This window comes from Sphingomonas sp. PP-CC-3A-396 (assembly GCF_004343105.1).
GTDB lineage: Bacteria > Pseudomonadota > Alphaproteobacteria > Sphingomonadales > Sphingomonadaceae > Sphingomonas.
Window position 1 is genome coordinate 20,287 of the sequence record NZ_SLYF01000006.1, and the last position, 15,547, is coordinate 35,833.

Here is a 15,547-nt window from a genome sequence, read left to right on the forward strand (position 1 = left end):
AAACGGGCTATATAGGGTCGATGACAGACCTCGCCACCGGCTCCGTTCAGGACCAGATCACCGCCCGCCTCACCGCGACCCTCGCCCCGACGCACCTGATCGTCATCAACGAGAGCGGGCTCCATGCCGGCCACATGGGCGACGACGGCACCGGCGAGACGCATTTTCGCGTCGAGGTGGAAACCCCGCAGTTCGAAGGCCTTAATCGTGTCGCGCGCCAGCGGCTCGTGAACCAGGCGCTCGCCGAGCTGTTGAGCACGAAGATTCACGCGCTCGCCATCAAGGCCCGCGCACCCGGGGAAAGCTGATGTCCTACAAGCTCTGGTACTGGCCCTCGATCCAGGGGCGCGGCGAGTTCGTCCGGCTCGCGCTCGAAGGCGCGGAGATCGCGTATGAGGATTGCGCGCGCGGCGTGGGCGAAGAGGGCTTGCTCGCGGATCTCAACGACCGCACCGGACGGACACCGTTCGCGCCGCCGTATCTGGAGCTCGACGGCCTGGTGATCGCGCAGGTCGCAAACATTCTGATGTATCTCGGCGAGCGTCACGGCCTCGCGCCGTCGAACATGGCGGACCGGCTGTGGCTCAACCAGCTCCAGCTGACGATCGCCGACCTCGTCGCGGAGGTCCACAACGTCCATCATCCGGTCGCGATGATGGACTATTACGACGATCAGAAGCCCGAGGCCGCACGTGCGGCGAAACAGTTCCGCGAGGCGCGGATGCCGAAGTATCTCGGTCATTTCGAGGATGCCGCGCAGGCGAATGCGGGCGACTGGCTGATCGATCACAAATGGTCTTACGCCGATACGTCTCTGTTCCAGGTGATCGAAGGGCTGCGGTACATGTTTCCGCAGCGGATGAAGACGCTCGAACCCGACTATCCAAATTTGGTCCGTATCCATGATCAGGTCGCGGCGCTGCCGGGCATCAGGGCGTATCTCAAGAGCGACCGCCGCCTCGCCTTCAACACCGACGGCATCTTCCGCGCCTATCCCGAGCTGGATGCCAAATGAGACGCATTCGATCCTCCCCCGCCAGGGGGAGGTGGATCGCGCAGCGAGACGGAGGGGGCGGTAAGCGATGACCGGCGTTCCGTGTCCTCCCCCTCCGTCGCCTTCGGCGCCACCTCCCCCTGGCGGGGGAGGATCGATGAGCGAGCGAACCCCACGCCCGGCCGCGCGCATCCTCCTTGTCGATGGCCAAAACCGCGTGCTGATGTTCCGCTTCACCCCCACGGACCGCCCGCCGCTTTGGTGCACGCCCGGCGGCGCGGTCGATCCGGGCGAGAGCTACGCCGCCGCCGCCCGCCGCGAACTGTGGGAAGAAGTCGGCCTCGACATCGACTGCGGCCCCGAGATCGCGCAACGCACCATCGACTTCCTGACCTTCGAAGGCGTCGAGGTCACCGCCGACGAACGCTATTTCCGGATCGATGTCGACACCTGCGACGTGAAGGCGGGCAATCTCACCGAACAGGAGAAGCAACTGCTCGTCGGTCACCGCTGGTTTTCCCGAAACGACATCGTCGCGCATGACGAAACGCTCTATCCAGCAGACCTGGTCGAACTGCTCGACGCCACGGAACCTGCCAAGGGATAACGCCATGCTCGATGATTTCGTCCTCCAGACCATCCTGCCGTCGACGCACGATCTTGGCGGCTTCAAGGTCCACCGCACGCTGCCGAACAAGGAGCGGACGATGGTCGGCCCGTTCCTGTTCTTCGACCAGATGGGCCCGGCGCATCTCGACGTGGGCCAGGGTATCGACGTCCGTCCGCATCCGCATATCAACCTGTCGACAGTGACGTATCTGTTCGACGGCGCGATCGACCACCGCGATTCGCTCGGCACGCAGGCACGGATCGAGCCGGGCGCGGTCAACCTGATGACCGCGGGCCACGGCATCGTCCATTCCGAGCGCTCGCCCGGCGACGAACGCGCCGAGGGGCCGAACCTGTCGGGGATCCAGACCTGGCTGGCGATGCCCGAGGCGGTCGAGGAGATCGACCCGGCGTTCGAGCACGTCACCAAGGCGCAGCTGCCGACGATCGAGGCGCACGGCGCACGCTCGCGGATCATCATGGGGAGCCTGTGGGGCCAGACCGCGCCGACCACGACCTATTCGGGGACGATCTACGCCGACATCGCGCTCGATCCGGGCGCGAGCGTGCCGATCGACGCAGCTGCCGAGGAGCGCGCGATCTACCTCGCAATGGGCGAGGCGACGCTGGAAGGCGTGAAGCTGGAGCCGCAAGTGCTGTACGTCCTGCGCCCCGGCATTTCCGCGACGCTGCGGTCCGCGCATGGCGGCCGCGCGATGCTGTGCGGCGGCGACGCGTTCACGACGCCGCGCCACGTCTGGTGGAACTTCGTCAGCTCGAACCGGGATCGCATCGAACAGGCGAAACGCGACTGGAATGCGGGCAACTTCCCGAAAGTGCCCGGCGACGAAAAGGAATGGATCGAGATCCCGGCGATCCCGAAGACGGTTAGCTATCCCTGATCTCTCCCCTCCCGCAAGCGGGAGGGGGTTGGGGGTGGGCACGCGCCATCGCGGAGCACTCCGTTTGAAACTAGCCGCGAGCCCACCCCCAACCCCTCCCGCAAGCGGGAGGGGAGTAGAAGGCGTATCTCCCCTCCCGCTTGCGGGAGGGGTCGGGGGAGGGCATGATCCAGGCGCAGCGCGACGGGTAGGCCCTCCCCTAACCCCTCCCGCAAGCGGGAGGGGAATGATGTCGGACCTGCAACGCATCACGCTATCCACGGGCGTCGAACTCGACGTCGCGATCACCGGAGACCCCGCGAACCCGCCAATCATTCTGCTCCACGGCTTCCCCGAATCGCACCGCACGTGGCGCGACATCGCCCCCGACCTTGCCCGCGATCATTACGTGATCGCCCCCGACCAGCGCGGGTTCGCACGATCGTCCAAGCCGGAAGGCGTCGACAGCTACACCCCCGACAAGATCGTCGCCGACCTGATCGCGCTAGCCAACCACCTCAAGATCGGGACCTTCACGCTAGTCGGTCACGACTGGGGCGGCGCGGTCGCGTGGATGGCGGCGTTGCGCCACCCCGAGCACGTCGCGAAGCTGGTGATCATCAACGCGCCGCACCCGCTCGTCTTCCAACGGACGATGTTCGACGACCTCGAACAGCGCGCCGCCAGCCAGTATATCCGCGCCTTCCGCAACCCCGATCTCGAAAAGCACATCGAGTCGATTGGCCTAGAAACCTTCTTCGACACGAGTTTCTCGAAACACGCCGATCTTGCCGCGATGGCGGAGGACAAGGCCGCCTATCTCGACGAATGGGGCCAGCCCGGCGCGATCACCGCAATGCTCAACTGGTACCGCGCCAGCGCGATCGTCGTCCCCGCAATGGACGAAACGCCGCCCCGCCCCGCGTTTCTGGATGCGCCGTTTCCGCCGACTAGGATGCCGGTGCTGGTGATCTGGGGTATGCAGGACAGCGCGCTGCTCCCAAGCCAACTCGACCTCGCCGCCTATGTCCCCGACCTCACGATCGAGAAGATCGATGCAGGCCATTTCGTACCGTGGCAGAAACCCGACGCAGTGATCGCCGCAATGCGCCGCTGGGGAATCTGAGAACCCTCTCGATCCTCCCCCGGAAGGGGGTGGCGCTGAAGGCGACGCAGGGGGAGGACACGAAATAGGGGTGATCGCCTCCCCCCAAATCCGTCATCCCAGCGAAAGCTGGGATCTCATGGTGGCAGGTGCTGCGACCCGAATGGGGAGATCCCAGCTTTCGCTGGGATGACGGATGGGGCGGGGACGGGACTGGCAGGCCATTTACGCGGGCATCGAACCGCGTCAGCTATGTCGTGAAGTGAACAGCGCACGAACCTTCGCCACCTGTCTAAATCCTGACGACCACATTCGGCGATCGTTCAGCGGCACGGGAGCAAAACCCCGTCCATGCCGTTGATTCGGCACCGAACACAGGAGAGCAGCCATGCGTAAGATGATCCTCGCGGCCATTGCCGCCGCCACCCTCGTCCCCAGCTTCGCCACCGCACAGAGCTATGGCGAAGTCCGCCGCGACCAGCGCGAAATCCGCGAGAGCCAGCGCGACCTGCAGCGCGCACGCCGCTACGGCGACCGCGGCGACGTCCGCGAAGCCCGTCAGGAACTGCGCGAAGACCGTCGCGAAGCGCGTGAGGACTGGCGCGACTATCGTCGCACGCACGGCAACGTCTATCGCCGCCCCGCCTATGTCGGCCCGCGCGGCTATCGCTATCGCCCGGTGACCGTCGGCTACCGTTTTGCGCCAAACTATTACGGTCGCCAGTATTGGATCAACGACTACCAGACCTATCGCCTGCCCCGTCCGGGCTACGGCTATCAGCGCTGGGTCCGCTACGGCCGCGACGTCGTCCTGGTCGACACCCGCTCGGGTCGCGTCGTGCAGGTCAACAACGGCTTCTTCTACTGAGCTTGGCAGGGCCGGGGAAAATCCCGGGCCTTCCGGTTCCCCCGCGCAGGCGGGGGCCCAGGATCACAAACGCTATCGCGCGTTACCTTGGGCTCCCGCTTCCGCGGGAGAACAGCGAAATAAGTCAGCTCAGTCCTTCTCGTACGCCCCGCGCCGCATGACGTACTCCCGCGTCTCATACGGCGCCGAGAGCCCTTCGACCCAAGCGCCATGCGCATGCGTCAGCGCGACCAGTTCCATCGCCCGCTCGCCGGGCCAACCGCGGACACGAACTTCGTGGCGGTGCAGGTCGCGGTTAGGCTCCATCATGACCCAGCCGAGCGGCCGCTCCGCCGTAGCCCTAGCGCCCGCCATCTCCATCGCGACCCGGATCCGTTCGTGGGATGTCGGCGGCAGATACTGCCACACCACCGAATGCATCAGCACGCGCGTGACGCCCTCGGGTTGCGGCAAGGCCAATTGCGCCTCGACCCAGTCCGCCGCATCGCCTTCGACCAGATCGACGCCGCCCTCGCGCACCATGGCGATCGCCGTAGCGAGCCGCGTTTGCCGCTCGACCGCATCGACCCAGACATACGCCTCGAGCCGCGCCGCCGCGACGGGATCGGCGACGTCGACCGGCTGGATATCGACGCCGCGCGTCGACTCGATCTCGACCGGAGCGCTCGGCGGCGGCGCGCCCCGCCACTCTGGGCGGATCATCACAGGCGATGCCGATGGCCCGACCGTCACGCCGCCGAGATCGAACCGATAGCGATCGATCAGCAGGTTGAGCCCCGCGCTCGATCCGATCTCCAGCACCTCGAACCGCGGCCCGTACCGCTCGGCAAGGTTCAATATGCCGGTCATCATCCCCGCGGACCGCGCAGCCTCGTTGGTCTGCGGCGGCCCATCGAGCCACGGAAGCAACGCCGCATCGTGCGCGACGAGCGTGGCTTTCAAAATGGCCGTGACGCGCGCCGGGTCGGTCTCCGCGCCGGAAAACACGGTCGAGAGCGCGGGATCGACGCCCGACCGATGCAGCGCATGCAACCCGCCGACCAACCGCAACGCCAGCGCATCCGCGACCGGCTCACCCGCCCAGTCGAGCACCCGCCGCCCCGTCTCGCTCTCCCGATCGAGCGCCCCCGCCAGCGCGGTGCAAACCCGCGCCGTGATCGGCGCGTCCATCGCTGCGCAATACCCCGCCTGGATTTCGAACGCCGAGCAACTTGCCTTTACATTTGCCATGCGCAGGTTGTTGCACCCGCCATGCCCCCCCCGTAAAGCCCGGCGCGTGCCAGACTCCCAGATCATCATCGCGGTCCCCAAGGGACGCATCCTCGCCGAGGCCCTGCCGTTGCTCGCGCGCGCCGGGGTGCATCCTGAGGCGTCGTTCTCCGACGAGAACTCACGCGCGTTGCGGTTCGCGACCAACGATCCGGCGATCTCGCTGATCCGGGTGCGCGCGTTCGACGTCGCCACCTTCGTCGCGCACGGCGCAGCGCAACTGGGGATCGTCGGGTCGGACGTGATCGCGGAGTTCGGCTATTCGGAACTCTACGCACCGGTCGATCTCGGCATCGGGCACTGCCGCCTGTCGGTCGCCGAGCCCGCCGAAATGGCCGCACAGGACGACCCGCGCGGCTGGAGCCACGTCCGTGTCGCGACCAAATACCCGCATGTGACCGCGGCGCATTTTGCCAGCCGTGGCGTGCAGGCGGAGTGCGTGAAGCTCAATGGCGCGATGGAACTGGCGCCGACCTTGGGTTTGGCGCCGCGGATCGTCGATCTCGTGTCGTCGGGGCGGACGTTGCTGGAGAACGGACTGGTGGAGGTCGAGACGATCATGGAGGTCACCAGCCGCCTGGTGGTCAACCGTGCCGCGATGAAGACGCGCAGCCGGGTGGTGCCGCTGGTCGAGGCATTCCGCCGTGCGGTCGAAGCGCAGGAGATCGCGGCATGAGCGCTAACCTTCTGCTCCCCTCCCGCCTGCGGGAGGGGTCGGGGGAGGGCACGCCCGCCCCGATCGCACCGTGCGAGGCTATGTCATTCCCTCCCCTGACCCCTCCCGCAAGCGGGAGGGGAATGTGATTCGCCTTTCCACATTCGACGCGGACTTCGCGACGCGCTTCACCGCGCTCGTCGAGGACCGTCGCGAGTCCGACGCAGGTGTCACGCAGGACGTCGCCGCGATCATCGCGTCGGTCCGCCGCGATGGCGAAACCGCGGTCCGCGACCTCACGCAGAAGCACGACCGCCACGATCTGGAAGCCACTGGCTGGCAGATCGACGCCGCCGACTGCAAGGCTGCGTTCGACGCGCTCGACCCCGACCTGCGCACCGCGCTCGAACTCGCCGCAACTCGCATCCGCGCGTATCACGAGAAACAGCGCCCGCTCGACAGCGACTCGGTTGACTCCGCAGGCGTCCGGCTCGGCGCGCGCTGGTTACCGGTAGATGCCGCCGGCATCTACGTCCCCGGCGGCCGTGCCGCCTATCCCTCGTCGCTGCTGATGAACGCGATCCCCGCTAAGGTCGCGGGGGTAGGGCGCCTGACGATGGTCACGCCGACCCCAGATGGCCAGATCAACCCACTCGTTCTCGCTGCCGCGCATCTCGCCGGCGTCGATGAAGTGTGGCGCGTCGGTGGCGCTCAGGCGGTTGCGGCGCTTGCATACGGCGCGGGCCGGATCGAGCCGGTCGACGTGATCACCGGCCCCGGCAACGCCTGGGTCGCCGAAGCCAAGCGCCAGGTCTACGGCGTCGTCGGCATCGACATGGTCGCTGGCCCGAGCGAAATCGTCGTCGTCGCCGATGCGCTCAACGACCCCGAATGGACCGCCGCCGACCTGCTCAGCCAGGCCGAGCACGATCCCAGCACGCAGTCGATCCTGTTCACCGACGACGCGGCGTTCGCCGACAAGGTCGTGGCCGCGGTCGACCGGCAATTGGGCGAGCTTGCCACCGGAGCCGTCGCGCGCGTCGCGTGGGACACCAACGGCGCGATCATCGTCGTCGACACGCTTGCCGACGCGATCCCGCTAGTCGACCGCCTTGCTGCCGAGCATCTCCAGCTGGCGATCCCCGATCCGCAAGCGTTCTTCGACCATATCCGCCATGCAGGTTCGGTGTTTCTCGGCCGCTACACGCCCGAAGCGATCGGCGATTACGTTGCCGGCCCGAACCACGTCCTCCCCACCGGCCGCCGTGCGCGGTTTGCCTCTGGGCTGTCGGTGCTCGACTTCATGAAGCGTACCAGCTTCCTGGCGTTGGACGAGGTGGCGTTGCGCGAATTGGGGCCTGCGACGGTTGCGCTGGCCAATGCCGAAGGGCTCCCCGCCCACGCAAAGTCGGTAGCGCTACGGCTACGACTCAACAGTTAGTTAGTGTGTTCGCGCAGAGGCGCAGAGGCGCAGAGGCGCAGAGAGCGCGGAGGTGTTGTGCGCGGCATAGCCGCTTCGATCTCCTCATTGGCTGGTGATGAGAGGGCCGCTCCGCGGCGAGCGATACACCTCCGCGCTCTCCGCGCCTCTGCGCGAACCATTCTCCTTCGCGAAAGCGCACGAAACGCAAAGGGCTGACACACAGCCCCCCCGCGCCTACAGGCAACCGCTTATGACTCGAACCGCCCCCCGCACCAAGGCGCGTGCCGCCGCTCGCCTCGCCGCCGTCCAGGCGACCTACCAGCACGAGATGGAGGGCACCGCGATGCCCGTCCTGCTCAACGAATTCCATCAGCACCGGCTCGGCGCGACGATCGAAGATGTCGAATATGCCGAGGCCGACGTCGATTTCTTCGACGACCTGGTGACCGGGGCGAACGCACGCGCCGGAGAGATCGACGTGCTGATCGAGGGTAAGCTGGCCAAGGGCTGGACGCTCGCGCGGCTCGACAAGCCGATGAAGGCGATCATCCGCGTCGGGACGTACGAGCTGCTCGCGCGCAAGGACGTGCCGGTGGCCGCGGTGATCAGCGAATATGTCGACGTCGCGCATGCGTTCTACGACAAGCGCGAGTCTGGGTTCGTGAACGGGTTGCTTGATGGCATCGCGAAAGAGGTGCGTGCCTAAATCCTCCCCGGCACGGGGAGGGGGACCATGCGCAGCATGGTGGAGGGGGGCTTCCGCAAGCGTACCGGTGGTTGAGCGTTACGGACCTTCTTTCGCGGCCGGAAGACACCCCGCTGGCGTAACGCTCGCGGCACGCCCCCTCCACCCTCCGCTTTGCGGACGGTCCCCCTCCCCGTTCCGGGGAGGATTTGTGTGACCGAAGCTGAATTCATTGCTGCCTTACGCCGGCTCCCACTGCATCCTGCCGCGCGAGGCCTCAACGACGACACCGCGCTGCTCGATGCGGGCCCGCTCGTCGTTACTACCGACACGCTGGTCGAAGGCGTCCACTTCCTCCCAACCGACCCCGTGCAGGACGTCGCGTGGAAGCTGGTCGCGACCAACCTCTCCGACCTCGCCGCGAAGGGGGCCAAGCCCGAAGGTATCCTCCTCAACTACTCGCTCGGTGACGACGCGTGGGACCGCGCTTTCCTCGGGGGGCTCGCCGACGTCCTGACGACCTTCGACACGCGGATCATCGGTGGCGACACCGTCACGCTCCCCACGAACGCCCCGCGCGTCCTGACAGTCACCGCATTCGGCAGCGACGCCGCCGCCCCTGCCCGCAACGGCGCGCTAGGAGGCGACGCACTTTACGTCACCGGTACGATTGGCGACGCGGGTGCGGGGCTCGCGATCGCGCTCGGCGCGGATGGCCCTGCCGAGCTTCTCGCCGCGTACCGCCGCCCGCAGCCGCGACTCACCGACGGCCGCATCGTCGCGCCGCACGTCCACGCGATGATGGACGTGTCCGACGGTCTGCTCATCGACGCATCCCGCATGGCGCTCGCCAGCAACCTCGCCGTCAGTATCGACCTCGCGCGCATCCCGCTTTCCGACGCCTATCGCGCGTTCTCCGGTGACCGCCTCGCCGCAGCCACAGCGGGAGACGACTACCAACTCCTTTTTGCTGCACCGCAAGATTTCGTTACCGACGCCGCTCGGATCGGCACGTTCTCGACCGGCTCGGGGCTTACCCTCCACGACTCCGGCAAACCTGTCCCGCTCCCTGCAAGTCTAGGCTACGAGCACAGCTCCCGAGGATAACTTGCGCAATGCCCGTGCACTGATAGGTTCCTTACATCGGGACTCGGCAAAGTCGGGACCGGAGAGGACCTGACAAGAGGGATAGCGCCGTATGACGACCGTCTATTTGGCCATGATCTGCGGCGTCATCGCCGTCCTATATGGTTTCGTCACCAGTCGACAGGTGCTCGCAGCCTCCCCCGGCAACGCCAAGATGCAGGACATCGCCGCCGCCATCCAGGAGGGCGCGAAGGCCTATCTTGGGCGGCAATACACCACGATCGCGATCGTTGGAATCATCGTCGCGGCGATTCTCCTCTTCACGCTCGGAATGATCTCGACGATCGGCTTCGTCATCGGCGCGGTGCTGTCGGGTGTAGCCGGCTATGTCGGCATGAACATCTCGGTCCGCGCCAACGTGCGCACCGCCGAGGCCGCGCGCACGTCGCTGCAGGCCGGGCTGACGCTGGCGTTCCGGTCGGGCGCGGTGACCGGCATGCTCGTGGCAGGCCTCGGCCTGCTCGCGATCAGCGCGTTCTTCTGGTACCTCACCGGTCCCGCAGGCCATGCCCCCAACGACCGGATCATCGTCGAGGCACTGACCGCGCTCGCATTCGGCGCATCGCTGATCTCGATCTTCGCGCGGCTTGGCGGCGGCATCTTCACCAAGGCGGCGGACGTAGGCGCGGATCTGGTCGGCAAGGTCGAGGCGGGCATCCCCGAGGACGACCCCCGCAACCCCGCCGTGATCGCGGACAACGTCGGCGACAACGTCGGCGACTGCGCGGGCATGGCCGCCGATCTGTTCGAGACCTACGTCGTCACGCTGGGCGTGACGATGATCTCGATCGCGCTGCTCATCCAGGCGAGCGGCGCCGAGCTGATGCGGCTGATGACTCTCCCGTTGCTCGTCGGCGGGGTGTGCATCGTCACCTCGATCATCGGCACCTACATGGTGCGGCTTGGCGGCGGCAGCATCATGGGCGCGCTCTACAAGGGCTTCTTCACCTCGACGATCCTGTCGATCCCGGCGATATACCTCGCCACGCAGTACGTGCTCGGCGACCTCCACCGCGTGATCGGCGGCGCGGGGTTCCTTGACCCCGCGACTGACGATCTCACCACGCAGGCGGCACCGTCGCTGACGCAGAGCTTCACCGGCATGGACCTGTTCTGGTCGATGATGATCGGCCTCGTCGTGACCGGGCTGATCGTTTGGATCACCGAATATTACACCGGCACCAACCACCGCCCGGTGCAGTCGATCGCCAAGGCGTCGGAGACCGGCCACGGCACCAACGTCATTCAAGGCCTGGCGATCAGCCTCGAATCCACCGCGCTGCCGACGCTGGTCATCGTCGTCGCGGTGATTGTCGCGTACCAGCTGGCCGGGATCATCGGCATCGCGTTTGCCGCCACCGCGATGCTTGCGCAGGCCGGCATGGTCGTCGCGCTGGACGCCTACGGCCCCGTCACTGACAATGCCGGCGGCATTGCCGAGATGGCGGGGCTGCCCGATGATGTTCGCCAGCGCACCGACGCGCTAGACGCGGTCGGCAATACTACCAAGGCAGTGACCAAGGGCTATGCGATCGGCTCGGCCGGGCTTGCCGCACTGGTGCTGTTCGGAGCCTACACGACCGATCTCGCGACGTACTTCCCCGATGTCACCGTCGATTTCAGCCTGTCCAACCCGTACGTTATCGTCGGCCTGTTGCTCGGCGCGCTGCTCCCGTACCTGTTCGGCGCATTCGGCATGACTGCGGTCGGTCGCGCGGCCGGCGCGGTCGTTGAGGAAGTCCGCGAGCAGTTCCGCAACAACCCCGGCATCATGCTCGGCACCAGCCGCCCCGATTACGCGCGGACGGTCGACCTCGTGACCAAGGCCGCGATCCGCGAGATGATCGTCCCCTCGCTGCTGCCGGTGCTGTCGCCGCTCGCAGTGTATTTCATCATCACTGCCGTCGCAGGCCAGGCCGCCGGCTTCGCCTCGCTCGGCGCGATGCTGCTGGGCGTGATCGTCTCGGGGCTGTTCGTCGCGATCTCGATGACGAGCGGTGGCGGCGCATGGGACAACGCCAAGAAATACATCGAAGACGGCCATCACGGCGGCAAGGGCTCCGAGGCGCACAAGGCGGCGATCACCGGTGATACGGTCGGCGACCCCTACAAGGACACTGCCGGCCCCGCAGTGAACCCGATGATCAAGATCACCAACATCGTCGCGCTGCTGCTGCTCGCGGCGCTGGCTGGCGGCGGAGGCTGAGGCGGAAGCCGCAGCAAGCGCGACCGGCCGGCGGGGGCCCGACGCCCCCGACCGACGGCGCGGCTTGCCGCGTCGCCCGTCGTACTATTACCGTCGACCGCGCTAACCGGTGACGGAGCCAGCTGATCCGTTTCGGAGCAGTCGCCTACGGAACATTCGCGGATTGGCGCAGGATCGCACCCACCTCCGGATGACGACCGACTGATTGCACTTAGTCTGCGACCGGATGAACACCCCGGTCGCTGCCTCTTCCAACGTCCTTTCTTCGACGGACATAGACGCGTTCATCGCGCGCTGGAGAGCCAACGAAGGCGGGGCCGAGCGCGCCAACTTTCCCCTTTTCCTCACCGAACTCTGCCGGTTGATCGGCGTGCCGGTGCCCGATCCTGCCGACGCGACGCACGACCGCAACGACTATGTCTTCGAACGTGCCGTCCGACTCCAAGATATCGGAGGCATCCAGCGCAACGGCCGAATCGACCTGTATCGCCGCGGCTGCTTCGTCCTCGAGGCCAAGCAAAGCCGCGAACGGGGTGGCACCAAGGAGGTTGCCAGCCCCGAACAGGCACCGCTTCTTGGCCTGCCGCCTCCCGACGATTCCGACCGTCGCGGCCGCCGCAGTGCGCATCGCAGCTGGGACGTGCTGATGCGCAACGCCCGCGAGCAGGCCGAACAATATGCTCGCGCCCTCCCGACCGATCACGGCTGGCCGCCATTCATTCTGGTCTGCGACGTCGGCCACGCGATCGAATTGTTCGCGGACTTCTCGGGCCAGGGCAAGGCGTACCGGCAATTCCCCGACCGCGCCGGCTTTCGCCTGTATCTCGACGATTTGCGCGATCCGGCGATCCGCTATCGCCTGCGGAAAATTTGGCTCGATCCGCACGCGCTCGACCCTGCCCGCCACGCCGCGATCGTCACCCGCGACATCGCCCGGCGCCTGGCCGAAGTGAGCAAACGGCTCGAGGATCGTGGCCATGCGCCCGAGCCGGTCGCGCATTTCCTGATGCGCTGCCTGTTCACGATGTTCGCGCAGCGCGCCGACCTGCTTGATCGCGGCAGTTTCACGCAGATGCTGATCGACGCGCGCGACGATCCGTCGAGCTTCGCGCCGATGCTGGAGGATCTGTGGAGCGCGATGAATACCGGCGGGTATTCGCTGGCAATGCGGAGCACGGTGCGGCGCTTCAACGGCGGGCTGTTTGCCGAACGCAGCGCGATCCAGCTGCACCGCGAGGAGATCGGCGAACTGCTCGAAGCGTCACGTCACGACTGGACCGAGGTCGAACCCGCGATCTTCGGCACGCTGCTCGAACAGGTGCTCGATCCGGTCGAGCGGCGGCGGCTGGGCGCGCACTACACACCGCGCGCCTATGTCGAGCGGCTGGTGATCGCGACGATCATCGAGCCGCTGCAGCGCGAATGGGAGACGCAGGTGCTCGGCACGGTCGAGCGCGAGCGGCTGTCGCGTCCCGCCGTGGCGATCCGGGCAGTGCATGATTTCCACGAACGTCTCGCCGCGACGACGGTGCTCGATCCCGCCTGTGGCACCGGCAACTTCCTCTACGTCGCACTCGAACTGATGAAGCGGCTGGAGGGCGACGTGCTCGAAGTGCTCGCCGATCTCGGTGGCCAGGAAGCGCTCGCGCTGGAGACCGCCACCGTTCATCCGCGCCATTTCCTCGGGATCGAGCTGAACCCCCGCGCGGCAGCGATCGCCGAACTCGTGCTGTGGCTCGGCTATCTCCAATGGCAATTGCGCAATCGCCGGACGATCGCCGACCCGGTGCTGGAGAAGCTCGACAATATCGCGACGATGGACGCCGTCCTCGCGCATGACCGTGTCGCCGAAGACGGCACGCTGACCAATCCGCGCCGCCCCGATTGGCCGGATGCGGAGTATATCGTCGGCAATCCGCCCTTTATCGGCAAGGGTTCGGCGATGCGCAGCGCGTTTGGCGAACGCTATCTGACGGCGCTGTGGACGGCGCATCCGCAGATCAACCGATCGGCCGATTTCGTGATGTATTGGTGGGATCGCGCCGCCGAACGCCTGACCGAGACCGGTACGCGGCTAAAGCGGTTCGGCTTCGTCACGACGAACTCGATCACGCAGGAATTCAGCCGGCGCGTCATCACGAAACGGCTCGCAGCCCAAGTGCCGATCGGTATCGTGCTCGCGATCCCCGACCACCCTTGGACCAAGGCGACCACCGACGCCGCGGCAGTGCGGATCGCGATGACCGTGGTCGAACGCGGCGTGCCGGTCGGTCAGCGTCTCCAGATCGTCGCGGAACACGGGCTCGATACCGACGCCCCGATGCTCGGCTTCGCGGCCACGAGCGGCAGGATCAACGCAGACCTTTCGATCGGTGCAAACGCGGCAGCGGCGTTCGCGCTCGTCGCCAATGACGGGCTGTCGTGCAACGGCATGATGCTGGCAGCCCGCGGGTTCGTCCTGACGGCGGCAGAAGCGCACCATCTGCTCGCGATCTCGCCCCCTGCGGCGACCGGCATAATCAAGCCCTATGTCGGCGGCGCGGATCTTGTTCGTCATCTCAGTAACCGATGGATCATCGATGCTTATGGTCATGACGAGACCGCTCTGCGCACGATATTCCCGGCCATTTACCAGCATCTGCTGATGACCGTGAAACCGGTGCGCGATACCAATCGGCGCACAGCCTTCAAGGATCGGTGGTGGATCTTCGGCGAACCGCGCCGCACGTTCCGTCCCGCGCTGCACGACCTGTCGCGCTACATCGGCACGACCGAGACGGCCAAGCACCGCATCCTGCAATTTCTGCCTGCGACGACGACGCCCGACCACATGGTCGTCTGCTTTGCGCTGGACGACGGGTTCTCGCTGGGCGTGCTCTCGTCGCGCGCGCATCTGCAATGGACCTATGCCAATTGCGGGCTGATCGGCGTCGCGCGGTTCGAGCAGGGGCATCGCTACACCAAATCGCGGATTGCCGATCCGTTTCCGTTTCCCGATGCGACGCCCGATCAACGCGCGGTGATCGGCGATCTTGCGGAGGAACTCGATACCGCGCGCAAGGACGTGCTCGACACGCAGCCCGACCTGACGATGACCGGACTCTACAATCTGCTCGCACGACTTCGCTCGGGATCTGCGTTCGATCCCGTTGCACAGGACCAGCGCCAACGCGGTCGCGTTGATATCCTCGCGCAACTCCACGACCGCATCGATACGGCCGTCGCCACCGCGTACGGCTGGCCTGCAGATCTTAGCGACACCGACATCGTCGCGCGCCTGGTCGCGCTCAACGCCGCGCGTCACGCCGAAGAAAAGGCGGGCCGCGTCCGCTGGCTACGCCCCGACTACCAGATCGCGCGCGCCGGGCTTACCGCGCTGCCACTGCCCGCGCGTTCAGAGCAGATCGAGGCGGACCTCCCCGCCGCGCCACGTCGCAAACCGCAGTTCCCGCGCGATGCGATCGGCCAGACTGCTGCCGTCCTCGCCGATCTGCGCAGTGGTGCAGGGCTCACAAGCGACGATATCGCACGCCGGTATGCGCAGGGCCAAAAGGTTCGGCCGCGGATCGCCGCGACGCTGGCCGCGCTTGCCCGACTTGGCCATGTCGCTGTCGATGGCGATCGCCACACGCTCCGCCGCGCCGCTTGAGCGCTCGGTCCATCGTGCTGCCCATTGCCGAATTGTCATTTTCCCCCATATTGGCGT

At 66.5% G+C, this 15,547-nt stretch carries 13 protein-coding genes; 12 read left to right on the forward strand and 1 reads right to left on the reverse strand.

All coding sequences use genetic code 11. The annotated features are described in order from the left end of the window. Window positions 1–20: 20 nt before the first annotated feature. The 6 genes from C8J40_RS12510 (at window position 21) to C8J40_RS12535 (ending at window position 4,457) form a co-directional block, all read left to right on the forward strand. On the forward strand, window positions 21–308 hold the full coding sequence (locus C8J40_RS12510; protein WP_132897309.1) for a BolA family protein: 288 nt from the start codon (window positions 21–23) through the stop codon (window positions 306–308). Continuing rightward, the gene (locus C8J40_RS12515) at window positions 308–1,015 is read left to right on the forward strand and encodes a glutathione S-transferase (RefSeq protein WP_132897310.1); all 708 of its coding nucleotides are present in this window, start codon (window positions 308–310) and stop codon (window positions 1,013–1,015) included. Before C8J40_RS12510 ends, C8J40_RS12515 begins: the two co-directional genes overlap by 1 nt. 136 nt (window positions 1,016–1,151) lie before the next feature. Then, window positions 1,152–1,601, forward strand: a complete 450-nt coding sequence (locus tag C8J40_RS12520) for an NUDIX domain-containing protein (RefSeq protein WP_132897311.1) — start codon at window positions 1,152–1,154, stop codon at window positions 1,599–1,601. Between the two features lie 4 nt (window positions 1,602–1,605). Further along, entirely contained in the window at window positions 1,606–2,505 is a 900-nt protein-coding gene (locus C8J40_RS12525; RefSeq protein ID WP_132897312.1) for a pirin family protein, read from the forward strand. Between the two features lie 229 nt (window positions 2,506–2,734). Continuing rightward, the gene (locus C8J40_RS12530; protein WP_132897313.1) at window positions 2,735–3,610 is read left to right on the forward strand and encodes an alpha/beta hydrolase; all 876 of its coding nucleotides are present in this window, start codon (window positions 2,735–2,737) and stop codon (window positions 3,608–3,610) included. Between the two features lie 367 nt (window positions 3,611–3,977). Next, on the forward strand, window positions 3,978–4,457 hold the full coding sequence (locus tag C8J40_RS12535; protein WP_132897314.1) for an RcnB family protein: 480 nt from the start codon (window positions 3,978–3,980) through the stop codon (window positions 4,455–4,457). A 129-nt stretch (window positions 4,458–4,586) separates the two neighbouring features. On the opposite strand, the gene C8J40_RS12540 is transcribed toward C8J40_RS12535, so the two are convergent. Continuing rightward, window positions 4,587–5,687 (reverse strand): DUF2332 domain-containing protein, encoded by a 1,101-nt coding sequence (locus C8J40_RS12540; protein ID WP_132897315.1) that lies wholly within the window; start codon window positions 5,685–5,687, stop codon window positions 4,587–4,589. Window positions 5,688–5,733: 46 nt separating this feature from the next. On the opposite strand from C8J40_RS12540, the gene hisG reads away from it, so the two are divergent. The 6 genes from hisG (at window position 5,734) to C8J40_RS12570 (ending at window position 15,490) form a co-directional block, all read left to right on the forward strand. Then, the gene (hisG, locus tag C8J40_RS12545) at window positions 5,734–6,402 is read left to right on the forward strand and encodes an ATP phosphoribosyltransferase (protein WP_243693365.1); all 669 of its coding nucleotides are present in this window, start codon (window positions 5,734–5,736) and stop codon (window positions 6,400–6,402) included. Between the two features lie 124 nt (window positions 6,403–6,526). Further along, the gene (gene hisD / locus C8J40_RS12550; protein ID WP_132897317.1) at window positions 6,527–7,822 is read left to right on the forward strand and encodes a histidinol dehydrogenase; all 1,296 of its coding nucleotides are present in this window, start codon (window positions 6,527–6,529) and stop codon (window positions 7,820–7,822) included. Window positions 7,823–8,054: 232 nt separating this feature from the next. After that, entirely contained in the window at window positions 8,055–8,510 is a 456-nt protein-coding gene (gene nusB / locus C8J40_RS12555) for a transcription antitermination factor NusB (RefSeq protein WP_056488135.1), read from the forward strand. A 192-nt stretch (window positions 8,511–8,702) separates the two neighbouring features. Then, on the forward strand, window positions 8,703–9,596 hold the full coding sequence (gene thiL / locus C8J40_RS12560) for a thiamine-phosphate kinase (RefSeq protein ID WP_132897318.1): 894 nt from the start codon (window positions 8,703–8,705) through the stop codon (window positions 9,594–9,596). Window positions 9,597–9,687: 91 nt separating this feature from the next. Beyond that, window positions 9,688–11,841 carry a sodium-translocating pyrophosphatase gene (locus C8J40_RS12565; RefSeq protein WP_132897319.1) on the forward strand — a complete coding sequence of 718 codons (2,154 nt, stop codon included), beginning with the start codon at window positions 9,688–9,690 and terminating at the stop codon, window positions 11,839–11,841. Between the two features lie 226 nt (window positions 11,842–12,067). Continuing rightward, window positions 12,068–15,490: a DNA methyltransferase gene (locus C8J40_RS12570; protein WP_132897534.1), complete on the forward strand. Its 3,423-nt coding sequence runs from the start codon at window positions 12,068–12,070 to the stop codon at window positions 15,488–15,490. Window positions 15,491–15,547: the final 57 nt, after the last annotated feature.